Raw genomic sequence first — 24952 nt, forward strand, 5'->3', positions numbered from 1 at the left:
AGCATTGGGGTTTATAAACCCCAATGCTTTTTTTGTTAAAAATTATATTTTTTCTAAATCAATATCGTCTTTTATGTTCCCCACCATTGAAAGACCAATGTTTTTTAAATCAAAAACTTTATTTATTGCTGTATTAATACTTTCAGAGTTAATTCTATCAATTTTATCTAAAACTTCTCGGGCACTTAATATCCTTTCTAAAAGAAGCTCTGACTTACCCATAATATTCATCCTGCTGCTTGTACTCTCTAAACCTAAAATATAATTACCTTTTAACTGTTCCTTTGATTTATAAATATCTTCATCTGATATGCCCGTTTTTATCAGAATCTTAATTTCATCCATTATAAGCTTTAATACTTCATTTAAATGCTCAGGATTCATACCTGCATACACAGTAAACAATCCAGCATTTTTGTAAGCTGAAGGATATGAGTAAATTGAATACACAAGACCTTTTTGCTCTCTTATTTTTTGAAAAAGTCTCGAACTCATTCCCCCTCCAAAAATGTTATTTACCGCTAAAAGAGAATATAATTGTTCACTGCCATGTTCTAAACCTTTAAAACCAAGACATATATGAACCTGCTCAGTTTCTTTTTCTCTTAAAATCTTGTTATTTTTAAACTCTACAGATTCTATCTTTTTATTATCACAGTCTTCATTTTTCCAACTTCCAAACTTTTCTTTTATGCTTTCTATAACCTTATTCTCTTCAAAATTACCTGCAACAGCTATAACAACATTTTGAGGCAAGTAATTACTTTTCATATACTTTTTGATTTGATTTTTGTCTATATTAATAAGACTTTTATCAGTTCCCAAAATAGGCATACCTAAAGAATTATTCTTCCACACCGCTTCGGATAAAATATCATGAACCAATTCCTCCGGTGCATCTTCATACATTCCAATCTCTTCTAAAACAACATTTTTTTCAATGTCAATATCTTTTTGGTCAAATCTTGAATTAAAAAACATATCTGCTAAAACATCTAATGATATATTAAAATGAGAATCTAATGTCTTGGTAAAATAACAGGTACACTCCTTACCTGTAAAGGCATTGAGCTGACCACCTATATTATCTATAGCCTCTGCTATTCCCTTTGCAGATCTTTTCTTTGTCCCCTTGAATAACATATGTTCTATAAAATGGGAAATTCCGTTGTTAGCAATGCTTTCTCCCTTAGATCCAGCTCCAACCCAAATTCCTGTTGAAACCGACCGAACATGTGGTATTTTTTCGTACACTATCCTCAAACCATTTTCCAGTCTTATACATTTGCACATAAAATCTCCCTGTTTTTTAAAATAATCTTCCTAACTTTTTCTTATATGTAATGATTTTCAGGTTTTAGATTGTGTTAACTCTCATCTAAAACCTGAAATTTTAGTGCTTCTTAACTTTTTTCACTTTCAGCAAGTGCATCCTTTCTAGAAAGATTAACACGCCCCTGCCTATCAATATCCAATACTTTTACAGGTACTTCATCTCCAACAGTTACCACATCTTCAACTTTAGCAATTCTCTCTTTGTCAAGCTTAGATATATGAACAAGTCCCTCTTTTCCAGGTAAAAACTCAACAAAAGCACCAAAAGAAGTTGTTCTCATAACTTTTCCTATGAACATCTGACCAGGCTCCACATCTTTTGAAATACCTTCTATCATCGCCAAAGCCTTTTTATTTGCCTCAGATTCAGCACTAAATATATATACTTTTCCATCATCGTCAATATCAATTTTAACGCCTGTCTCATCAATTATTCTGTTTATCATTTTTCCACCAGGCCCTATAACATCTCTTATTTTATCTGGATTTATTTTTGTTGATATAATTTTAGGAGCATACTTTGAAAGGTCACTTCTTGGACTATCTATAGCTTTTAAAATAACATCGTCAATAATTTTGCAACGCCCATCTTTGGTAATATCAAAAGCTTCTTTTACAATATCCAAACTCAACCCATCAACTTTTATATCCACCTGTATTGCTGTAATACCATCTTTAGTTCCTGCAACTTTAAAGTCCATATCACCAAAAAAGTCTTCTATTCCCTGAATATCCATAAAGGTTACAAACCTGTCCTCATTATTTTCATCAACAATAAGCCCCGCTGAAATACCTGCTACAGGTTTTTTAATAGGAACTCCAGCATCCATTAAAGCTAAAGTACTGGCACACACACTTCCTTGGGATGTAGAACCATTTGACATAAGTATTTCAGAAACTAATCTTATTGCATAAGGAAATTCTTGCTGATTAGGTATAACAGGTTCTAATGCTTTTTCTGCAAGAGCTCCATGACCAATTTCTCTTCTTCCCGGACCACGAGATGTCTTAGCTTCTCCTACACTGTATCCTGGAAAATTGTAGTGGTGCATATATCTTTTTGTTTCTTCAAGATCAATACCATCAAGCATCTGAACTTCACTCATAGCACCTAATGTAACTATTGTAAGAACCTGAGTCTGCCCTCTTTGAAAAAGACCTGAACCATGAACTCTAGGAAGTATATCTGTATCTGCTGATAAAGGTCTTATCTCGCCAAGAGTCCTTCCATCAACCCTCTTACCTTCCTCTAATATATATTCTCTTATAACTTTCTTTTGAAGCTTGTAAAGAGCTTTAGATATTTCCTTTTCCATTTCCGGAAACTCCTCTTCAAACTTTTCCATCACTTCTTCTGTAAGTTTTGCTATATTTTCATCTCTGTCCTGCTTTTCCACAGCTAATACAGCTTTTCTCATTTTATCATATGCAAATTCTTTTACTGGAACAAAAATTTCATCAGAAACATCCGAAGAATCATATTCAAATTTAGGTTTACCTACTTCTTTTACAATCTCTTCTATAAATTCTACAATTCTCTTTATCTCTTCATGTCCTTTTTCTATTGCTTGGAACATAACTTCATCAGGAACTTCATCTGCCGATGCTTCTATCATAACTATTTTTTCTTTAGTTCCAACTAGATTAACATTCATTTTACTTTTTTCTCTCTGCTCTGCATCTGGATTAATTATTACCTCTCCATCCACAAGACCTAATATAACTCCTCCTATAGGACCATTAAAAGGTATGTCAGATATTGACAAAGCAATAGAGGATCCTAAAAGAGCCGTTATTTCAGGGGAATTATCCTGATCAACTGCCATAACAGTATTTACAACAGCAACATCGTTTCTTAAATCCTTTGGAAAAAGAGGTCTTAATGGTCTGTCTATGACTCTTGAAGTCAATATTGCTTTTTCTGATGGCCTACCCTCTCTTTTTATAAATCCTCCAGGGATTTTCCCCACTGAATAAAGTCTTTCTTCGTAATCAACACTCAAAGGAAAAAAATCTATTCCTTCTCTTGGAGCTGCTGATGCAGTAGCTGTTGACATAACAACAGTATCACCAAATTTAATCATAACTGAACCATTTGCTAACTGAGCTAAGTCTCCTGTCTCAACAGTTATCTGTTTTCCTGCTACATTAATGCTAAAAGTTTTTTTCATTTCTACTCCTCCTTATAACTACAGACTGTAGGATGTAGATTCTACAGCAAAGCTTAAACATCAAAAGCTGTTTAAATTAGTGCTACACAATCTACCTTCTACATGTCTGCAGTTTATTTTTTATTTTTAGTATTCCAAACTTTTATTGTTATATGATTTTAAAATAAACTGTTTAACCTTAAAAACACATGCACATAGACATTCATTTACAATTATTTTCTATTAGTATACAGTGATAGTTTTTTTGCTTATGAATGTCTGTAAGGTATTTATCAAAGAAAGGCTATAAGTTTAAATTACATCTTTTAAGACGAGATATAACATTTTGTACTTTAAAAGAAAGAGCGAAAAAATTCGCCCATTCTATTTTCTTAGATTTAATTTTTCAATAATAGTACGATATCTTTCAATATCCATTTTTTGAAGGTAATTTAAAAGCCCTCTTCTGTGACCAACCATTTTAAGAAGTCCTCTTCTTGAATGAAAATCTTTTTTGTGTTTTTTTAAATGTTCTGTCAAATGATTTATCCTTTTAGTAAGAATAGCCACCTGAACCTCTGGAGAGCCAGTATCACTTTCGTGAAGCTTGTAAGTATCAATTACCTCCTGCTTAAAACCTTTTTCCATAAAAAAATCCTCCTCTTTTTTTAATCCCCAAAAGCTAAGTAATAGGACGGAGCTTCCAATAACCTAGCCAATGGTTATCTTGTCCTAAGACACTTTTATAATTTAAAGTCTAGAACCTTTAAGTGGAACAAAATCTCCACCTAGAGCTTCAATGTTTCGCTAAAGCCAAACCAATCCACTCACTTAAAACATTCTAACACAACAGCTATAAACTGTAAAGAATCAATTTTAAAAATATCAAATTTTTTAATAAATATCTTTTCTCATATGATTCAAAACTGGAAGCTCTTTTCTTGTCTTTTCAACTTCCATTAAGTCCATATTACAATGCAAAACAGTTTCTTCCCCTTCTGCTCTAACTAATTCTTTCCCCCAAGGACTTACAACCATGGAATTACCATATGCAACATATGAAGCTTTTTCATCTCTTGCAGGAGATGCTGCCACTACAAAAACCTGGTTGTCAACTGCTCTTGCACGCATTAAAAGTTCCCAATGTAAAGGTCCTGTAGTCATATTAAATGCAGCTGGTATAATTACCATCTTAACACCATCTAGAGTCATATTTTTAAACATTTCAGGAAATCTTACATCATAGCATATTGCAATTCCAACTTTGCAATATTCAGTATCAATCACTGTTATTTCATTTCCTGCTGTAAGTATATCCGATTCTTTAAATGTTATCTTTCCCGGTATGTCTATATCAAATAGATGAAGTTTTCTATGTCTTCCTATTATTTTACCCTCAGGGTTAAAAACAAAACAGGAATTATATATTTTCCCTCCACTAAGTTCTGGTATAGAACCAGCAACAATATATGTCCCTTCTTCTTTAGAAGCTTTAGACATAGCTTTTAAAACTTCACTTTCCTCTGCTTGCTCTGCATAATAAGGAAATTTAGAATTGTCGTATGGGCAGCAAAACATTTCTGGCAAAACAACAATCCTAGAATTGTTTTTAACAGAAGTTTTTATCATTTTAACAGCTTTATCTATATTTCTTTTTCTATCATCTTCAACTTTCATCTGGCATAAAGATACAATCATTTTTCCTCCAAATTTTACTTCTACAAGTATATTTTTATCCCACTCTTTATAGGGTAGAGTTCTTTTTATAACTTCACGCAATTATGAGAATATTTGTTTTTAAATCATGCATCTGCTAATTTCTCAGACTGTGTAATGGTGCCGGTATTCTTCCACCTCTTTTAATAAAATCCTTACTAGAATACTTATTCAAATTCATTATCGGTCCTGTGCCTAAAAGTCCACCAAATTCAACTATATCTCCGACTTTTTTGCCTGGTGCTGGAATTATTCTCACTGCAGTTGTCTTATTATTAACCACTCCAATTGCAGATTCATCAGCTATAACAGCGGATATTGTATCTGCACTTGTATTACCTGGAACTGCAATCATATCCAGCCCAACAGAACACACACATGTCATAGCTTCCAGCTTTTCTATTGAAAGAGCACCTTCTTGCACTGCTTCTATCATTCCTGCATCTTCACTTACAGGTATAAAGGCTCCACTTAAGCCTCCTACAAAAGAAGATGCCATCACTCCACCTTTTTTTACTGCATCATTTAAAAGAGCCAGTGCGGCTGTAGTACCATGTGTGCCACATTTTTCAAGCCCCATTTCTTCTAATATATGTGCCACACTATCTCCCATAGCAGGAGTAGGGGCTAATGATAAGTCAACTATTCCAAAGGAAACTCCCAGTCTTTTAGATGCTTCCCTTGCAACTAACTGACCAACTCTTGTAATTTTAAATGCTGTTTTTTTGATTGTCTCTGACACCGTTTCAAAATCAGCTTCTCTAACCTTTTCCAATGCACATTTTACAACTCCTGGACCGCTCACTCCAACACTAATTACACACTCTGGTTCACCTACTCCATGAAAAGCCCCAGCCATAAATGGATTATCTTCTGGAACATTTGCAAAAACAACAAGCTTTGCACAGGCAAGTCCCCCACTGTCAGCTGTTAGTTCTGCTGACTTTTTTATTACATGTCCCATTTCTTTTACAGAATCCATATTTATACCCGACTTTGTGCTGGCAACATTAACAGATGAGCACACTTTTTTTGTAGTGCTAAGTGCTTCTGGAATTGAAGAAATAAGTTTTTTATCTCCTCCTGTATAACCTTTGTGAACTAAAGCAGAAAACCCTCCAATAAAATTCACTCCAACACTGTCTGCTGCTCTGTCCAATGTCTCTGCAAATCTTACATAATCTTCTTCATCTGAACTCTCTGCTATAATGGAAATAGGTGTTACTGAAATTCTTTTGTTGATTATAGGAATTCCCAGCTCTCTCTCTATATCCTCGCCAACCTTAACTAAGTTTTTTGCACATCCTGTAATTTTATTATATATCTTTTCCCTCGTTTTTTTGCTACTTGAACTACAACAATCTCTAAGAGATATTCCCATTGTTATAGTTCTTATGTCGAGATTTTCCTTTTGAATCATTTTTATTGTCTCTATAATTTCAAAGGGTTTTATCATTTATATCCCTCCCTTATATTCTATGCATGGAATTAAATATATCTTCATGTTGTATTCTTACACTAAGCTCCATGGACTGACCTTTTTTTTCTAATTCCTTAGATAGCTTTGAAAATGAAATTGCCAAAGCTGAAATATCAACCAACATTATCATAGTAAAAACATCCTGCATGGTTGTCTGAGAAATGTCCAATATATTTACATTGCTATCTGCTAAAGTATTGCTTATTCCTGCTATAATACCAACTTTATCTTTCCCTATAACAGTTATTACAGCTCTCATAATATTGTCTCCCCCTTTTTTTAGACTTTCAAAAACATTATACCTCTATCTTAAAACTATAGCAATGTCTAAAAATCTCTAAATGCATATTTTTTAAACAGTTCATCTTTTATTACATTATTATTTCATAACACCTTAAAATTATTGACTTGCCACAATCTGTATGCTATTATTTTTATAGTTGTTTTCTAACTTTTTACAACTAATACCAAAATATATTAACGGGGGGAAAAACATGTCTAAATCTTATTTTTTAAAATTCACAAGTGCTTTTTTAATTCTTGTGGCTTTTGCAGCAATAGTTTATACAAATGGTACAAATCTTTACGCAAGCAACTCTAGTGAAATTGTCACAACAGATTTTGTAGATCTAGAGTTTAAAATTGACGATCGCAATTACATATCTAAAACCGAAAGAAAAAGCATGGATATTGCACCTATTATTGAAAATGGCAGAACTTTAGTTCCTTTTAGAGCAATATTTGAAGAACTTGGCTTTGATATCAAATGGGATGGAAGTACAAGAAGCATAACTGCAACTCGTCAGGGGACAGAAATAAAACTTCAAATTGACAACAAAACTGCTTTTGTAAATGGAAGTTCAGGTCAATTAGATGTTGCACCTACAATTCAAGAAGACCGAACTTTAGTTCCTTTAAGATTTGTTGCAGAAAGTTCCGGTGCCTTTGTTGACTGGGACGGTGAAGAGAGAAGCATCTCTATAAATAGAGTGGGAAGATTTAATACTGGTACTGTTTTGTTTTACGACCAGCAGGGAAGAAATCCACAGGTATACGTATATGATGGTAGTTCCATAGCAACAATACCTTTAGAGGGCAAGGAAATCCAAAACACAACCACCTACAATGGAGGACTTCTTATAACACTATTTGATGAAGATGACGATACAAATAACTTGGTTACTTTTAGAAATGGAAAATTCGAAACCTTAATAAATAATTTTGAAATAAGACAACAAGTAGAATTCAATGACAATCTTATACTTCATGGTTATGACAGAACTCAAAAAAATGATGCTTTATATAGGTTTGACGGCGAAGATATTTATAAAATAGCTGATAATTTTGCTATGGGCGATTATGTTATATTAAATGATCAATTAATAGTAAACAGGTACACCGATACACGTAATTACTCACTTGTCGTTTTTAAAGAAGATTCTTGGAATCCAAGACTTTTAAGAAGTGACTATATTCTTCAGGACTCGATGATTGATGATGATATTTTATTTATGAGTTGTACTCTTGCTACAGGAACCCAAAAACCTTTTGTTTCATATGATGGAAAAACTTTAAGACTTCTTGATAGAGACTTGGATATAGATTTAGAAAAAACTACACACTTTGTTGATAATAATGGTGTTAACAATATCATTACCGTTGCTACAAAGGATAGACGAGATCATTTAATAGTTCTTAAAAACTCTAGATCAGATTCATCAAATTATAAAATTTATGACCTTTTTGTGCCACAATCAGTTTCAGAAAGAGGAACAGTCAGAATATCCGAAGTTGAAATCTACAATGGACTTATTTATATGGCTATAAATGATAACAACTCTATTATTACTTCAACTGGATTTTACAGTACAAGACTTCCAGAAAACATTAATGAAGACAATACTTTTACAGGTGGTGACTACCTAGTTCTACAACGTGTCAGAACACTTTATGGTAACTGTAATTTTCAAGATCTTTTTGTTGAAGATGATAAACTGATTATTCATATACAGGACAGAGACAGTAGTGACTACATGTTATATATATGGGATGAAGATAAAGAATCAGTTGTTCGTGATGTAACTGAAATTATATCTACAAAAACAATAGAGAATAATTTATTTCTATCAGTTAAAGACATTGATAGAATGTCTGATGATAGTAGATTTGCATTAATTTTATACGATGCAGATATAGATAGTGCAAATTCAAGAATAAGAAATCTAGTTCTTGGTATGGAAAAAAACATATGGGAGCAATTAGAAAGTTCATTGGCTATTAGTGGTACTGAGGCAGATATTAATAGAAGTAAAGTATATCTTTACAGCGATGAATTTGAAGAACTTCTCAGTAACTTCGAAGTAAATTATTGGGGTAAAATTGACAATAAAGTCTTTACATCTGGTCGAGATACCGACTCTAATATTACCTCATTTTACAATGTTAGTTCTAATAATTCTAGACTATTAAGAAGAAACTTTAACGTTGAAAACGTTATAGAAGTTAAGGGAGACTACTATATTATTTACGGAAGAGAACTATCTTCCGATAGTCCATTTAGAAATACAGACATCCTTTATATATACAACGAAAGAACAAATGAATTTGTTGACATAGCTGTGGACATTCAATTGACTGATTTAATATTCATAAATTAATCATTTGAAATTTATGCCAAAAACCTCAGGTGTATACTATTTAATGCCTGAGGTTTTTAACATAATCTAAACTTTTTAGTTTTAATATTTATCTAAAGACAAATTGTTTTTTTCCTTAATAACATAATTGAAATTTTGATTATAATTTTTTCTTTTAATGCTCTGTACAATTTTTCTCCACATTCTGAACACATGAAAGGTTTTGAAAGAATATCAACCACATCATTTTCATCTACCCCTGCAAATTCAAATTGAACAATATCATCTTTGTAAACATTATTAATTTCTATAAAACAACTAAATGGTACATTGGTTACTATGGATTTAAGTGAGGAAAAACATGTATTAAGTCTATTTTTTTTGATGTATCTGCTTTCAGGTGAGAAAAAAACAATTTCTTTTAAGACCGTACCTTCAACAAGTATTCCACTTTTAAATTTAATACATTTTAAGTTTTTTAATTTTGTTATATTCTCATTTATTTTAAGTGCAGGAAATTTGGGTGGAAAAAAAATCTCATACTCAATAAATTTTGTAGTACTTTTCTTTTCAACAATTTCATTTAATTCTTTTAATTTTTTACTCTTTTTTCTGTAATATATATTTTTGTTTTCTTCATCTATAATTTTCTCTCTAAAAAAATTATAATTAGGATAATTTTTTAACATAAATACCTTTTAACTCCCTAGAATTATGGTTATTTTCTACTAAGCATTATATTCTATTAGTAAAATAAAAGTTCAAGGAAACATATGGCTTAAATTTAACTTATAAAAGAGGCTCCATCTTAGAAGGTGGAACCTCTCTCATAAGTCTTCAGGTGGAGTTGAATCTCCACCTGAAGACTGGATGTTTAGCTTTAGCTAAATGAGTTCACTCTATGGGCAAATGTTGCATTTGTCTGGATAAACTGCTATTTGCACCTCTCTTAACACCTTTAAATCTACTTTTACTATAACCTTTTCTCGAAGCTTTCTATAAGCCTTTACTGTACACTTAACAAGAGTAACTGGGTCCTCTAAAATATCAACTTCACACTCATCTTCAACACCAGCAAATTCAATCTGATATTTGTCTCCTGGTTTAGCACCTGGAACGTCAATATAGGTTGCAAAAGGAATATCCACGCCTACATGTTTGACATCTCCAAAAAAGGTATCTAACTTACCACACTTTACTTCACCTTCAAATGTCTTGTAGTTAATATTTTTGTGTAAAACACCATTTATAAGCACTTTGTTTTTACACACATGCACACGAAGATCTTTTACCTCTTTTTTTATGTCTTTAATCTCAACAGCAGGAAAAAGATCTGGAAAAGGAATAACGCTTTCAATTAGTACCTGACTACTATTCCTACCAACAACTTCAGGTACCTTTATGCATTTTCTTAAAGTCTTTTTACAATCTTCATCATGGGTATATTGAATTTTACAAGTGTCAGTTGTAGTAACTTTTTTTTGTTCTGACATTTTTCAACACTCCTAACTATGATTAAAATACTCTCCTAATATCATAGTATACATAAAGTACGCAAATGTTGACTTGCAAAAAAAAACACCCGTTAAAAACGGGGTTCAACATATTATGTAGGGTATATGTATTGAAAATTATCATTTTAACTGTTGTCGCAACAGCTAGCAGAGCATCTAAAATGTCCCGCTATTATATTAGTGCGAACTAATTATTCTTTTTGTGTGGGTAGAACAAAAAAACTTTTTTTATGGTTCTTTTTTTATGGTTCCTGTCCCCACTCTAACGATCCAGAAATATATCCTGTTATCCTTTCCCAATCAACAAAGTTATTTGCTGATGCATTAAAAGAATAATCTTTTGACTGAATATAATGAGACCAATCATTTTTAGAAGCTCGAACTCTAAAACGAACAAAATCTCCTGGTTCAAGTATCCCTGCACTGTCGGAAAAACTCATTTCAAGGATAGTATCTGCCCCATCAACTGGTGATGACATTTCAATAAACTCACCCTTTACATTAGAAAGTCCAACTGTTGACCAGTCACATATAAATTCCTGTTCTGAATAACCATCTATTGTATAATAATATCTTACTTTAACATCTGAAAGATCAATTTCCTGATCTCCAGTATTAATAACTCTAACATTTAAATAAATTGAATCTGTCTTGGATACTGCATTGTCGTTATATATTTGTACCCTTATATTATGTTCTTCTTTTGGTTTTTCTGTAGGTGCTGGTGTCTCAGTTGGCGTTGGCTCTGGTGTATCTTTTGGTGTTGGTGCTGGTGTTGCCGTTGGCTCTGGCGTCTCTTTCGGTGTTGGTGCTGGTGTTGCCGTTGGCTCTGGCGTCTCTTTCGGTGTTGGTGCTGGTGTTGCCGTTGGCTTCGGTGTCTCTTTTGGTGCTGGTGTTGCTGTTGGCTCTGATGTCTCTTTTGGTGCTGGTGTTGGCGTTACCGTTGGCTCTGATGTCTCTTTTGGTGCTGGTGTTGGCGTTACCGTTGGCTCCGGTGTCTCTTTCGGTGCTGGTGTTGGTGTTGCCGTTGGCTCCGGTGTCTCTTTCGGCGCTGGTGTTGGTGTTGCCGTTGGCTCCGGTGTCTCTTTCGGTGCTGGTGTTGGTGTTGCCGTTGGCTCCGGTGTCTCTTTCGGCACTGGTGTTGGTGTTGCCGTTGGCTCCGATGTCTCTTTCGGCGCTGGTGTTGGTGTTGCCGTTGGCTCCGGTGTCTCTTTCGGTACTGGTGTTGGCGTTGCCGTTGGCTCCGGTGTCTCTTTTGGTGTTGGTTTATTTTCTTCATGCTCATCTATTTTTAAGGTAAGCTTATTTATGTCTATGTCACCTTCTTCAATCAACTCATTTAAACTAGCTGACTTAAGCACGTCTATAGAAATGTCATTTCCTTTTTCCTTTGCCTTTTCATAAATTAGATACTTGGCCATTGAAACTTTTGTTTCTGATGCTAAATGTCTTTTGTTAATCGGAACTTCCATAAGTTGTATATCTACATCATAATAAAAATCTTTGTTTATTTCACTTCTTAAATTACTTATTAGTTTATTATTAAATACTTGATTTTGCACTGGTTGTTCTGTATTATCAAATGCTGTTGATATTAAAACTATTTCTCTTTTATCACTTTTTACAATAAAACCTTGATCTTTTGAGTTTCTAATTATGTCATATACCACTTTTTCTAACAATGTTCCTTTATAGTTAATGTCATTTATAACTATTTCTGCATCTTCATTAAGAGCAACCACATCTATAACAGTGCTGTTCTCATTTATTATTAACTCCAAACTTGGATTTATATCTAAAGCTATGTATGCATATACATCATCGGTATGAAAAAATCTAAAATATGACATCATTAATATGAATATAGAGGCAATCCCAGCAATAACAGGAATTAAATACTTGTATTTTTCCCTCTTGCTTATCATGTCTTTTTCAGAATAAAAAACCTTTTGTCCAACAAACATTCCTTCCCTGTATTTTATCATTTCAAACAAACCAGCTTCTGATACAACTATTGCACTTTTACCTTGTACCTTAACTACTATTCCCAAACTGTTCATTTGTTTCCCCTCCCTTCCTTTTTAATCTTTTTTAAAGTACTGCTTAATTTCGTCTAAACTACTTCTTAAAACCAAACTTACAGCTATTATATATTTTCTATTTCTTTCGATGGTTTTCCTACTAACTTTAACAAACTTCATTAGTTCTGACATTGGAATACACTTTTTTTTAATCATTTTATTAAATAAAACTTCATTATTTGAAAGTATCTTTGCTATGTTTATATAAAGCTCTCTTGAATCTTTGTGCTTTGGTGACTTTGTTACAAGTTCATCTAATGTAATTCCAAATTCTTTAAGTTTATTTTCAAAAATCATAATTTCTTCTCTAACTTCAATTTTTTCATATTGATAGTGTGAATCAGAAACAAGATATTTTTCTTCAAATTCACTTTCGCTTTTCTCTTCAAAATATGAAAAAGGTATGGTTTTATTTTCCCTTTTTTTCTTTCTTATGTAATCAATTATCCTATGATTTATGACTATATTGCAATAGCTGATAAAATTCCCATTTTTTTCTGAATCAAAATTATCAATAGCCTCATTAAAAGCCATTAATCCTACACTATACTCTTCGCTTGTTTCAGAATCAACATATTTACCAGTGGTACTTGATATAGTTTTTAATAGATATGGTCTATATTTTTTAATTAACTCTTCTTTAAGACCAACATCCCCATTTTTAATTCTAATAATAGCATGGTTAATAGAATTAACAGGAGACCTATTGTTTTTTAGCAAAAAAAATCACCTCTAAAATCCTGCTCTTTTGTTTTTTTATCTTATTCTAAGACTCCACCTTAATCCTCTATGTTTAGCTTTAGCTAAACGAGTTCACTGAGTTTTGCAAAAGCATTTTTACAATGCAAACTCAATAAAATAAGGTATATATCATTATAAAAAGACTTTTCATATACTTATCTTAAAAATAAAAGTTTTGTAGTGTATGTGTTGAAAATTGATTTTTTAAAAAGTTACTCTTTAAATTGTTGCATCTATGAATCTATATAACCAAAAACGTATTCTATAAATATCATCTTATGTACTGACAATTATTTAAATCTTTATATTAATTGTAACAGATTAAAGTCAATAAGTTAATAGAAAAATATAAAATATGCTCAAAAAACCAACTTGTCTTCGAAAGGATATATTTTTTATATATTTGCAGCTTCCCTTACAATATGGTAAAGTATTTTATATATAAAAGTTATAGTTAAGGAATGTCTTAGAAATAACGCTTTTTTCTCAAGGACAAAATCCCAATGCTTTAACGGATTTTTTTGGAGTATGAGAATTGAATGTTGTTTATTTGCACAAAATATTAAAAATATTATTAAGGACGAGATATAATATGAATTATATAATTTACGATTTAGAATTAAATAGCAAGCCTTTTAAAAGTAATCTCCCCAATGAAATAATTGAAATCGGTGCAGTTAAACTTGATAAAAATCTACAGGAAATAGGAAAATTCCAAGCATTTATAAAACCTAAATATTTTAAAAAGTTATTTTCACTAGTCAAAAGAAAAACTAAAATAACCCAAGAGGATATTAACAAAGCTGATGATTTTAAGAAGGTTATCAAGAATTTTCAACAATGGATTGGTTCTGACTGTGTACTAATAAGTTGGGGACATGATGATATATATAATTTAAGCTTAAACTGCAGATACAATCGAATAAAAATTGGATGGTTAAAACAAAACATTGATATTCAAAAACAGTTTTCATCCATTTTTAATCTTCCATCTAGTCAAAGATACAGCCTTAAAAACGCACTAAAATTATTGGAGATTGAAGTTTTAGATGATTTTCACAGAGCTTTAACAGATGCAGAATATACCTCTAAAATTTTCAAATGCATTTTTGATAAGGTTAACTTTAAAATGTTTAACACCATAAAACCTTTTAAAAAGAAAAATTTTAAAAGAAAAAGCAATTCTAAAAAAAGCACGTGCACTCCTAATGCTAAAGATGCCTGATTTTTATGTACTTCTTAACGATTTTTATTTATTATGATAACTGTAAATCCAATTTTTATATTTATGAATTTATAATACATCCAGCATTTTCTTAGCATTTTTTATGTCTACTGAATCAGGTACTTTAACTTCTTCAAGTTGATACTTATAGCCTAACTTTTCCCATTTATAAGCGCCCATGGTGTGATAAGGTAACACCTCTATATTTTCCACAGTTTTTAGTCCTCTTATAAAATTAGCTACCTTTTTTAAATCATTTTCCTCATCTGTCAATCCAGGTACTAAAACATACCTTATCCAAATTGGTATTCCTGTATCAGAAAGATACTTTGCAAATTTTGTGATTTTCTCGTTTTCAACTCCGGTGATTCTCTTATGTTTTTCTTTATCTGCACTCTTTATATCCAAAAGCACCAAATCAGTATATTCCAATAGTTCCCGAACATCATCTGCCTTGGCAAAACCACTGGTATCAATTGCAGTATGAATACCCATCTTTTTTGCTATTTTAAAAAGCTCAGTTACAAAGTCCACCTGAAGAAGTGGCTCACCTCCTGTAACAGTAATTCCTCCACCTGAAAACTCTATATAATTTATATATTTTTTCATCTCCTCAATTACCTGTTCAGGAGTGTATTCCTTTCCCCCTTCACTATCCCACATATCTCTATTGTGACAATAAACACATTTTAGTGGACATCCCTGCATAAACACAATAAATCTAATCCCAGGTCCATCTACCGTTCCAAATGATTCAAAGGAATGTATTCTACCTGTATTATTCATATTTTTTCTCCTCACAATTATATTTTTTCATGAATGGTTCTATTTATAACATCAAGCTGCTGCTTCTTTGTAAGCTTTATAAAGTTTACTGCATACCCTGATACCCTTATTGTAAGTTGAGGATACTTTTCTGGATGCTCCATTGCATCAATCAAGATTTCTTTTTCAAATACATTTATGTTTATATGATGGCCTCCCTCTTTAAAATAGCCATCCAAAAGAGCTTTTAAGTTATTTATCCTCGAATGCTTATCCCTTCCCAATGCCTTTGGAATAACAGAAAAAGTATAAGATATTCCATCCTGTGCATATTCATAAGGAAGTCTTGAAATACTGCTCAAAACTGCCAAAGCTCCCTGCACATCTCTTCCATGCATTGGATTTGCACCAGGTGCTAAAGGCTCTCCTTCATTTCTTCCATCAGGTGTATTTCCTGTCTTTTCACCATACACTACATTTGATGTAATAGTCAATATTGAAAGTGTAGGAGTTGAATCCCTATATGTTCTCTGCTTTCTAAGTTTGTCCATAAATATTTTTATTATATGTGTAGCAATTGAGTCCACCCTCTGATCATTATTTCCATATTTAGGGTAGTCACCTTCAACTTCATAGTTTACAACAATATTATTTTTATCTCTTAAAGGCTTCACTTTGGCATACTTAATTGCACTCAAAGAGTCTGCAACAACTGAAAGACCTGCTATGCCACATGCCATAGTTCTAAATACTTCCCTATCATGAAGTGCCATTTGAAGCCTTTCATAAGAATATTTATCATGCATATAATGAATTATATTCAATGTATTCATATAAAGCCTTGCTACCCAGTCAAGCACCATATCAAACCGCTTCATTACATCATCATATTCTAAATACTCACCTTCAACTGCTGAAAACATAGGGGCAATTTGATTGCCAGTTAATTCATCCCTTCCACCATTTATAGCATATAATAAAGCTTTTGCCAAATTACACCTAGCACCAAAAAATTGCATTTGTTTTCCCAGTCGCATAGCAGATACACAACATGCAATTCCATAATCATCTCCCCAATAATGTCTCATAATATCATCACTTTCGTATTGTATGGAACTGGTGTGAATTGACACCTTTGAAGTAAATTTTTTGAAACCATCAGGTAAATTTACAGACCAAAGTACAGTTAAATTTGGCTCTGGTGAAGGGCCTAAATTAAATAATGTATTTAACATTCTAAAAGATGTTTTTGTAACCAAAGTTCTTCCATCTAAAGACATACCTCCAATACTCTCGGTTACCCATGTTGGATCTCCACTAAAGAGTTTTTCATAGTCAGGAGTTCTCAAAAACCTTACCATTCTGAGCTTAATAACAAGTTGATCAATCAATTCTTGAATATCCTCTTCTCTAGCTCTTCCTTCATTTAAGTCTCTTTCAAAATAAACATCCAAAAATGTAGATACTCTCCCTAAGCTCATTGCAGCTCCGTTTTGTTCTTTTACCGCCGCAAGATATGCAAAATAAAGCCACTGTACTGCTTCTCTTCCATCCTTTGCAGCAGTTGAAATATCAAATCCATAGGATTTTGCCATTTCCTTTAACAGTTTTAAAGATTTTATTTGCTCTGCTATTTCTTCTCTTTTTTTCACTGTTTCATGATCTATATAGTCAAGTTCAAGATTTGTCATTTCATATTGTTTTTCAGCTATAAGCCTATCAACACCATAAAGTGGAACTCTCCTATAATCCCCTATAATTCTGCCTCTTCCATAAGCGTCTGGAAGCCCTGTTATTATTCCTGCTTTTTTCGCTCTCCTCATTTCAGGTGTGTAAACATCATACACTCCATCATTATGAGTTTTGCGAAATTCAGTAAATATCTCAACTACATCAGGTGAAACATTTTTTCCATAGGCCTGTGCTCCTTTTAAGACCATTCTCAGTCCCCCAAATGGCATTAAAGCCCTTTTTAAAGGCTCATCTGTCTGAAGCCCTGCAATCACTTCTAATTCTCTGTCAATATATCCGGAACCATGAGATGTAATTGTAGAAATTGTATCTGTATCTACATCAAAAACACCACCTCTATTTCTCTCTTCTTCTAACAGGCAGGATACCTTTTTCCACAATTGTTTTGTCCTTTCTGAAGATCCTTTTAAAAAGCTTTCATCCCCCTCATAAGGTGTATAGTTTTTATTTATAAAATTTCTAACATCAATTTCGTCACACCAGTCTCCTGTCTTAAATCCACGCCATGCATCCATCACATTTCATCACCCTTCATATTTATAAATAATAATTTTTTAAATTCTAATATATATTTACCCTTCAAACTAAAAGAATATCCAATATTTTTTTATAATGAAAAATGACTTTAAATAGATGTGCTGTTGAACTATGTGAGAAGTGAACTCGTTTAGCTAAATTAATATTTTTTTATTGAAATTTTCCCCATAGAACTATTTACTCTGACTTTAGTAGGATAGTTATTCTCCTTAAAATTATTTTCTTCTATTGCACCTACACTTTCAAATGATACTTTTGAATTCTCAGGTGCCCATAGTTCAATATTTCCTGTACCTGTATTAATTCTATACTCCCCCCCTTCTTCAAATTCTGATTTTATATTTATTGAACCAATGTTTTGTATTATGCTAGAATTTTCAGACAACTTTCCATTTAGTATTCTAACATTTCCAACATCACCTTTTATATTTATTTTTCCAATAAATTTATTTATTTCTATATCAGCAGTATTTATATCCACATTTAATATTCCCCTTAAATCATCATGAAATTTTACGTTTCCTCTATCTAAATCTAAATTTAAAACATGTACACACCTTGGTATGTAAATTTTTAAATCTACAATTTTATCTGTTGAATTTCTATCTTTTCCTGTGTATTCAACATCAAAATAAATTTTATTATCTTCCTCAATTAATTCAACCTTAAAATCATGCAATTTTTCATCTAGGTTATTATTTTGCCAAATTCCCGTTACTCTTTTTTTTATCTCTAATTTCACTTCTTTCCTGTCCCAGTTAAAAAACTCAATATTGCCAGAATCACAGGATATACTGATTTCATCATTTTCATTAACCTCAAATAACTTTTCACTGTAAGAATTAACTTCCCTTTTAGGACCAACTTCAATTACCGAAGCCGAACATCCATAAAATATAAAAAACATTGCTGCTATGATTATAATTTTATACTTCAACTATAACCCCTCCTGTCAGAATATAACTAACAAGTTAATAACCCTTCTATAACATCCGACTCTCATCGTCTAAACCCCGTTAAATCATAGGGGTTTTCTGATTTAGAATAGAGCGTTATTTCTAAGGCATTTCTTATTGATAAATGGTAACACAAACCTAGTAGCATTTACAATTATTTCCCTAGTGCAAGACACAGTAATTATGTGAGCATATTTTAATGCTAATTTCTTCTTTTTCTAAAAAAATAGAACCTAGCTACCCTTTGTCTTGGGAAAACTAAGTTCTGTTCTTGCATTTTAATATAAAATTTGAAAGTTCTAATCTCCACCCTCAATAAATTCTTCATGAAATACCATTCCATAATATTCGGCTCTTTCAATTATCTCCTCTTTAGTAAGTTCATTATCCATTCCAGCAGAGTGTATAATCCCAACAAATGAACTCAACACTATTCCCATTCCTATTCCTAAAAGCAAACTTTTTAAGTGAAATTTCCTCAAAACTCTGCTCCCTCCTTTTTGAAAGCATCTATATGAAAAATCTGCCCCCATACTATAAATTATTTATTTATACCTAAGATAAGTTGTATCTCACCTTTTCCCATGTTCAGTTTTTTAGCTATTTGTGTCTCATTAAGCCCACTTTGGGAAAGATCTATAACTTCTTTATGCCTGTTGTTTATTGAAACAACTTTTTTTTCCACCTTACTTTTAGCAAAGGATTTAGCCACATCCTTTTCCTCTGAAAGTATATTTCTAAATACAGTATTTTTATTATCTATTGGAGATTTATTTGCCTCTGAAAAATACGTCCCATCTACTTTAGTACTTATTTTCTCTTCCTTAATTTCTTTAATTTTTTTATCTGCCTTTTCAATTGTATCAATAACCTCCTGTCTCTTTTCAGAAATATTAGATACTACATAGTCTGAAAGATTATTTAACTCTTCAATCATTTGTTCTGCATCTGAAATTACCGATACCAACATTTCTTTTTTTTCCTCAAGCACATTTTCGCTATCTAAATACTTCTTTTTATCAAAGGCTATCCACACCAATGAAATAACCATCAATAATATTCCCATAAACATTATGCTTACATAAAAACCTGTCACCTACATCACCTCCAACCATTTTACAACCTAATATCAATTGTACTGGCTTTATCTTCAGAATTTTTCCTGTGTTTATATTTTCTACAACCTCTTTTTTTATCCTTATTTTTTTTCTTTCTTTCCTTTTCTTTGTCTTTAATCAACGCTTTTTGTGGATTCTCCTGTGAATGCACTAAATTAACAGAATCTTCAGATTTTTGCTGATTTAATGCCGATTGTTGTTGTTGCATTACAGTACCCTTATGCTGGTTATCATTTTGTATTTTTGATACTTCTGAAGATTTTGGAATCAAAATTTGATATTCCACAGGCTTAATAGACATAACATCGCTCCTTAATCTTGCTTATCATAAAAATTCAATTCAAGAACCGTCCCCAAGTTGAATTACTTGTCATAAGAACCCACTTTGATATCAGCGCCATCTCTATATAAAGTACAATACTGTAAATTGTCTTTTACATACAACATACTTGTACCTATTGAAACCTTTGTTCCTGGATAAATATAACTATTAGCTCTTATAATACCGCTCGCTTCCTCTTCCAACTTCGTTTCTATATACGATAATTCTTCTTTTATTTGATTAGCCCTATTTGAATAAAAAACCTTTGTCCTTATACTTTTAGCCATTATTTGCTGCTTTTCAGGCGTTAATTTTCCCGCTGCTTCAAACTTTTTTAATATTGTAACAGCCTGATCTGCCTTTTTTATATCTTCTTCAATTGTTTGAATTTCAGACCTTAATTCCTTGTAACGTTCTTTTAAAGAAGGATCTATTCCCACTTCTATATCCGTTGGAGTAGACATATAAGATCCTATCACTTTTACTGATATCTCTTTTCCAACTTTACATGTTCCCCCAACCAAAAGACCTTTTTTGCCTGATAATTCCAACTTGTTTCCACACTTAATATTACTGTGCATTATTGCTTCTGCTTTTATTTCTTCTTTTGCCTCAATATTACTATTTTCAATATATTTAGCAATTATACTTCCTCCGCTCTTTAATGTACCCTTTTCAAGTCCCTGCATACCTCTTCTCAAAACTATGTCACCCTGTGCTACAATGGTTGCACCTTCAACAACTCCCCACACCTCAACATTTCCTCCAGCTTCAACTACAAAGCCGGACTGTACATTTCCTCGTACAATCACATTGCCTATAAAATCTATATTTCCTGTTGAATTATCTACATTAGCAGGTACTTCATAATTTTGAAAAACATTGACTTTCCCACTAATATAGTTAATTTGTCCATCTATAACAGAAATAAGCTTTTGCCCATCCTCACTTATCTTTGTATTTCTTCCCTTTGGTAATGCCGCAGGTTTGCCATCTTTAGCAGGAATCTCTACACCTGCAACAGTTTTTCCCGGAGTACCTGGAAGAGGCGGCTCTAATGAACAAAGAACTGTATCTTTTTTTACATTTTCTATAATATCCAAATGTCTAAAGTCAACTTTTCCACTTTCATCAACTTTAGGACTTTTATCTTTTTCTACATCAAAATGAAATTTTACAGAACCATTTTTACCATTTACTTCCGGAGTTCCTTTTGCCACTACGATACTTTCATTGTATACAGGGTACTTTGATATGTTTTCTAAAGTTTCCATATCAAGCCCATATTTAATTCCCTGTTCTCCCATGGAAGACAATATTTCTTTTATAGTTAGCATTTTGCCACCATCTGGAGGTATTAAAATTATTGAAGCCTTCATTTTATCAGGTGTAACTGAAACCTTTACCGAAGCATCTATTTTTACTTCTTCTTGTGCTTCAGAAATTTTTACAGGCTCTTTTTCAGACTTTAAAACAGCTAATTCTATCACGTCTTTTTTAAAATCCCTTACCTTTTTAATAGCCAGTCTATCTAAAATGTCATTAACCTCAACCTTTTTACCTTTTTCTACTGGAGGATAGACCGTTAAAAACAATCCATCTTCTTTAAATTCTAGCTCAAAATAACCATTATTAGGATTTTCACTGGGTGATTTGTACACTTCGCCTTCCTCCTTTCAATGTATTTAATTATTCGAAAAAGTATATATAGTTTTTCTTAATGTAAATTTTAGCTAATCAAAACACTCTTATGACGCGTAAGCTTGCCTCTTAGCCTTAGAATTGCTTTGGTATGTAACTGAGAAATTCGAGACTCTGATACTTTCATTATCGCACTAATTTCTTTTAATGTCAAATCATTAAAATAGTACAATGAAACAACAGTTTTCTCTTTCTCAGGAAGCTTTTCTATTGCCTCAACCAGTATTTTTTTTACTTCTGTTATCTCTATATATCCCTCAGGTCTTTCCTCTTTATTTATAGTATTGTTTGTTGCTCCAACTTCATAGTTTTGTTCTAAAAATTCCTCTAAAGATATCATAGATGATAAATTTACTTCATTTAACAACTTGTTTAAATCCTTTATTCCTATCCCAAGCTTTCTAGCCACCTCTTCATCTGTTGCAGAACGCCCCAACATATTCTCTAGTTCCATATATACACGTTCTAATTCTTTACTCTTTTGCCTTAAAGACCTTGGTACCCAATCAAGTTCTCTTATACTGTCAATAATTGATCCTCTAATCCTCAAAGAAGCATAGGTTTCAAATTTGACCCCTTTATTGAGGTCAAACTTGTCAATAGCATCAATAAGCCCGAATACTCCATATCCAATCAAATCGTCATATTCAACATTAGATCCAAAGTATATACTAAGCCTTCCAGCAACATACTTAACTATGTGAGCATACTCTAAAATCAGCTTATCTTTAATAGCTGGATCATTGGTCTCATTGTACTTTATCCACAATTCAATTTGTTTGTTATTAACGGCTGACATTTAAATCCCCCATTGTTTTTATTTTTCTATTTTCAGCTTGTCTTTGAATCAGTAGTTTTATAAAGTTTTATGTTAAACGTTTGATTGTTAAAATATTTTCTTTTAATTTTCATCTTCCTTATTAACTTTAACACTGTTAACTTTAAGAGGTTTAAATTCTTCGTCATATAACTTTTGGTCATCATCCTGTTCTTTTTCCGGTTCATTGCCTTCTTCTTCTGCTTTTAAGTCAATTCTTTTTCCTTTTTTTTCATCATTTTTCTTCTCTTTTTCCAATCTCTCTTGCTCTTTTAAGCGTTCTTCTTTTTGTTTTAATTCTTCATTAATTTTAAGTATGAAATTTTTTAAATATACTCCTGTTATAAAAAATACCACCATACTAATTGACATTCTTATATAAATTTCCCCATCTTTAATTCCAGTCTTGTAACTAATCATACCCACCAAAATCGTTACAAAAGTCCCTGTAATAAATGGTAATTTATAAATATTATTCATTACCCTACCTCTCTTTTATATTTCTTTGACTCCATATCCTATAGTTTTTATATAAAGCATTCCTGTATCAGAATCAAGTATAATAGTACGTCCATAATTTCCTCCAGTATCTTCAGAAATAATTGGTATTTTTAACTGATTAAGTTTTTCTTTTGCAGCAATAACATTTCTTTGACCAATTCGCATCAAATCTGCACTTTCTTTAAAGGCAAACATCTTAGCTCCACCTGCTAACTTTGCAACAATATTCTCTTTTTGCCCTCCCTGCTTCTCCATTTCGCTAATAAGGGCATAAATAGATGAATCTACAAATTTAGCAATATTAGCTGTATTTTTTGCCTGACTACTATCTGGAAGCATGGCATGTGCCATTCCTATCACTTTTAATTTTGCATCGTAAAGAGCAATTCCAACACAAGAACCTAGCCCTAATGTAGTCAATTTTGACGGGTGGGAAGATGCACTTAAATCAGCCATTCCAACTTTTATAACATTTTTCATTAGCCTATAACTCCTAATGCTTTTAATAATACCCCATAAGAATCAACATCCGGTACAAGGAAAAAATCACCTACTACCTTCCTACTTCCTTCTGAAAACTCAGTTTCAATATACAAAACCGAATCTGAAACTGCCCCAAATTGTATGGCAGGAACACTAAGTATTGCTCCAGCCATATCAATTGCAAGTTCAGGAACTGACGGCATAATACTAAGGTTTGTTAAAGTTGAAAGAGAAGCCAAGTATGAACTTGCTAAAATATTTCCAATCTCCTGTAATGCCGATAGTTCTATTTCTTTAAACTCACTTTCATCTTTAATACTTCTTCCCATCAATATATTCACTAAAGTCCTAGCTGCATTACTTCTTAAAATAAACATAATGCTACCATTTATGTCTCCTGTAACATTTAAAAGAAGCCCCACTACAGGTATTTCTGCTCCTCCTAAAATTTCGTTTACATCTTTAAACTTCATCACTTTTACCTTAGGAACATCCATATCTATTTTTTTGTTTAACATTTTAGATAAAGCTGTTACTGCATTCCCTGCTCCTATATTTCCTATTTCCCTTAAAACGTCCATATGCAAATTGTCTAAGTTATCAATGTTAAGACTCATTATTTTCACTCCCGATTTCATCAATATCTGCTAACTTTTCAAAATTTAAAAGAGTTATTATTCTGTCGCCAACTTTTCCCACTCCCAATATATAATCTAAAGAGAGATCGTTAGTAAAATTTGATACACTTTCAATAGCCTCTTCTTTTAGTTGTAAGACTTCATCAATTTCATCAACTATTACACCAAATGAAATCTCTTTTAATTGAAGAATTATTATCCTTGTCTCCTCAGTCGCTTCTAAAGACTCAAAACCAAACTTCGCTCTTATATCCATTACTGGAATTATCTCACCTCTTAAATTTACAACTCCTTTTATATAATGTGGTGTCTTAGGTACTCTTGTGGCAGGAAGCATTTTTTCTATTGTAGTAACTTTTTGAATGTCCAAGCCATAGTCCTCATTTCCCAGCTTAAATACAACAAACTGCCTATTTTTAATATCAACACTCTCACTCATTGATTTATAACCCCCTTCTTTATGGCGACATAAATTTTAACATAC

General features: G+C 32.2%; 24 protein-coding genes. 2 read left to right on the top strand and 22 right to left on the bottom strand.

All coding sequences use genetic code 11. The features are described 5' to 3' along the window. Nucleotides 1-42 precede the first annotated feature (42 nt). The 6 genes from RBH29_RS05285 to RBH29_RS05310 form a co-directional block, all read right to left on the bottom strand. Entirely contained in the window at nucleotides 43-1293 is a 1251-nt protein-coding gene (locus tag RBH29_RS05285) for a M16 family metallopeptidase (protein ID WP_306695727.1), read from the bottom strand. 110 nt (nucleotides 1294-1403) lie between these two features. Then, complete coding sequence (locus RBH29_RS05290) at nucleotides 1404-3506, bottom strand: polyribonucleotide nucleotidyltransferase (RefSeq protein WP_306695728.1); 2103 nt, start codon at nucleotides 3504-3506, stop codon at nucleotides 1404-1406. Between the two features lie 363 nt (nucleotides 3507-3869). Beyond that, nucleotides 3870-4133, bottom strand: coding sequence for a 30S ribosomal protein S15 (gene rpsO / locus RBH29_RS05295; RefSeq protein WP_306695729.1), 264 nt, complete (start codon nucleotides 4131-4133; stop codon nucleotides 3870-3872). A gap of 246 nt (nucleotides 4134-4379) precedes the next feature. After that, complete coding sequence (locus tag RBH29_RS05300) at nucleotides 4380-5183, bottom strand: carbon-nitrogen hydrolase family protein (protein WP_306695803.1); 804 nt, start codon at nucleotides 5181-5183, stop codon at nucleotides 4380-4382. Nucleotides 5184-5298: 115 nt separating this feature from the next. Beyond that, complete coding sequence (locus RBH29_RS05305; protein WP_306695730.1) at nucleotides 5299-6657, bottom strand: PFL family protein; 1359 nt, start codon at nucleotides 6655-6657, stop codon at nucleotides 5299-5301. A gap of 13 nt (nucleotides 6658-6670) precedes the next feature. Then, nucleotides 6671-6940: an ACT domain-containing protein gene (locus RBH29_RS05310; protein WP_306695731.1), complete on the bottom strand. Its 270-nt coding sequence runs from the start codon at nucleotides 6938-6940 to the stop codon at nucleotides 6671-6673. A gap of 235 nt (nucleotides 6941-7175) precedes the next feature. Between RBH29_RS05310 and RBH29_RS05315 the strand changes: the two genes are divergently transcribed. Next, on the top strand, nucleotides 7176-9338 hold the full coding sequence (locus RBH29_RS05315) for a copper amine oxidase N-terminal domain-containing protein (RefSeq protein WP_306695732.1): 2163 nt from the start codon (nucleotides 7176-7178) through the stop codon (nucleotides 9336-9338). Between the two features lie 92 nt (nucleotides 9339-9430). Here RBH29_RS05315 and RBH29_RS05320 read toward each other — a convergent pair whose 3' ends face one another. From RBH29_RS05320 to sigI, 4 genes are all read right to left on the bottom strand, one after another. Further along, entirely contained in the window at nucleotides 9431-10006 is a 576-nt protein-coding gene (locus tag RBH29_RS05320; protein ID WP_306695733.1) for an SPOCS domain-containing protein, read from the bottom strand. 210 nt (nucleotides 10007-10216) lie between these two features. Then, nucleotides 10217-10810: a DUF3794 domain-containing protein gene (locus RBH29_RS05325; RefSeq protein WP_306695734.1), complete on the bottom strand. Its 594-nt coding sequence runs from the start codon at nucleotides 10808-10810 to the stop codon at nucleotides 10217-10219. Between the two features lie 263 nt (nucleotides 10811-11073). Then, on the bottom strand, nucleotides 11074-12891 hold the full coding sequence (locus RBH29_RS05330; protein ID WP_306695735.1) for an anti-sigma-I factor RsgI family protein: 1818 nt from the start codon (nucleotides 12889-12891) through the stop codon (nucleotides 11074-11076). Between the two features lie 21 nt (nucleotides 12892-12912). Next, nucleotides 12913-13632, bottom strand: a complete 720-nt coding sequence (sigI, locus tag RBH29_RS05335) for an RNA polymerase sigma-I factor (RefSeq protein ID WP_306695736.1) — start codon at nucleotides 13630-13632, stop codon at nucleotides 12913-12915. A gap of 613 nt (nucleotides 13633-14245) precedes the next feature. Here sigI and RBH29_RS05340 point away from each other — a divergent pair. Further along, nucleotides 14246-14878 (top strand): 3'-5' exonuclease, encoded by a 633-nt coding sequence (locus tag RBH29_RS05340; RefSeq protein WP_306695737.1) that lies wholly within the window; start codon nucleotides 14246-14248, stop codon nucleotides 14876-14878. Between the two features lie 69 nt (nucleotides 14879-14947). Here RBH29_RS05340 and pflA read toward each other — a convergent pair whose 3' ends face one another. The 12 genes from pflA to RBH29_RS05400 form a co-directional block, all read right to left on the bottom strand. After that, nucleotides 14948-15664 carry a pyruvate formate-lyase-activating protein gene (gene pflA, locus RBH29_RS05345; RefSeq protein ID WP_306695738.1) on the bottom strand — a complete coding sequence of 239 codons (717 nt, stop codon included), beginning with the start codon at nucleotides 15662-15664 and terminating at the stop codon, nucleotides 14948-14950. Between the two features lie 17 nt (nucleotides 15665-15681). Next, entirely contained in the window at nucleotides 15682-17910 is a 2229-nt protein-coding gene (pflB, locus tag RBH29_RS05350; protein ID WP_306695739.1) for a formate C-acetyltransferase, read from the bottom strand. Between the two features lie 161 nt (nucleotides 17911-18071). Then, nucleotides 18072-18869: a DUF4097 family beta strand repeat-containing protein gene (locus tag RBH29_RS05355; RefSeq protein ID WP_306695740.1), complete on the bottom strand. Its 798-nt coding sequence runs from the start codon at nucleotides 18867-18869 to the stop codon at nucleotides 18072-18074. A gap of 318 nt (nucleotides 18870-19187) precedes the next feature. Then, nucleotides 19188-19370 (bottom strand): hypothetical protein, encoded by a 183-nt coding sequence (locus tag RBH29_RS05360; RefSeq protein ID WP_306695741.1) that lies wholly within the window; start codon nucleotides 19368-19370, stop codon nucleotides 19188-19190. Nucleotides 19371-19429: 59 nt separating this feature from the next. Further along, nucleotides 19430-19984 (bottom strand): DUF6115 domain-containing protein, encoded by a 555-nt coding sequence (locus RBH29_RS05365; protein WP_306695742.1) that lies wholly within the window; start codon nucleotides 19982-19984, stop codon nucleotides 19430-19432. Between the two features lie 20 nt (nucleotides 19985-20004). After that, entirely contained in the window at nucleotides 20005-20307 is a 303-nt protein-coding gene (locus RBH29_RS05370) for a hypothetical protein (protein WP_306695743.1), read from the bottom strand. 62 nt (nucleotides 20308-20369) lie between these two features. Next, nucleotides 20370-21989 carry a FapA family protein gene (locus tag RBH29_RS05375; protein ID WP_306695744.1) on the bottom strand — a complete coding sequence of 540 codons (1620 nt, stop codon included), beginning with the start codon at nucleotides 21987-21989 and terminating at the stop codon, nucleotides 20370-20372. Between the two features lie 68 nt (nucleotides 21990-22057). After that, entirely contained in the window at nucleotides 22058-22828 is a 771-nt protein-coding gene (locus RBH29_RS05380) for a FliA/WhiG family RNA polymerase sigma factor (protein WP_306695745.1), read from the bottom strand. Nucleotides 22829-22930: 102 nt separating this feature from the next. After that, complete coding sequence (locus tag RBH29_RS05385; RefSeq protein WP_306695746.1) at nucleotides 22931-23326, bottom strand: hypothetical protein; 396 nt, start codon at nucleotides 23324-23326, stop codon at nucleotides 22931-22933. Nucleotides 23327-23341: 15 nt separating this feature from the next. Further along, nucleotides 23342-23827, bottom strand: coding sequence for a chemotaxis protein CheD (locus RBH29_RS05390; protein ID WP_306695747.1), 486 nt, complete (start codon nucleotides 23825-23827; stop codon nucleotides 23342-23344). Continuing rightward, nucleotides 23827-24447 carry a chemotaxis protein CheC gene (locus RBH29_RS05395; protein WP_306695748.1) on the bottom strand — a complete coding sequence of 207 codons (621 nt, stop codon included), beginning with the start codon at nucleotides 24445-24447 and terminating at the stop codon, nucleotides 23827-23829. The genes RBH29_RS05390 and RBH29_RS05395 overlap by 1 nt, the downstream gene beginning before the upstream one ends. After that, nucleotides 24437-24907 (bottom strand): chemotaxis protein CheW, encoded by a 471-nt coding sequence (locus RBH29_RS05400; protein WP_306695749.1) that lies wholly within the window; start codon nucleotides 24905-24907, stop codon nucleotides 24437-24439. Before RBH29_RS05400 ends, RBH29_RS05395 begins: the two co-directional genes overlap by 11 nt. Nucleotides 24908-24952: the final 45 nt, after the last annotated feature.

Origin of the sequence: Herbivorax alkaliphila, assembly GCF_030848475.1 — a bacterium.
Classification (GTDB): domain Bacteria; phylum Bacillota; class Clostridia; order Acetivibrionales; family Acetivibrionaceae; genus Herbivorax.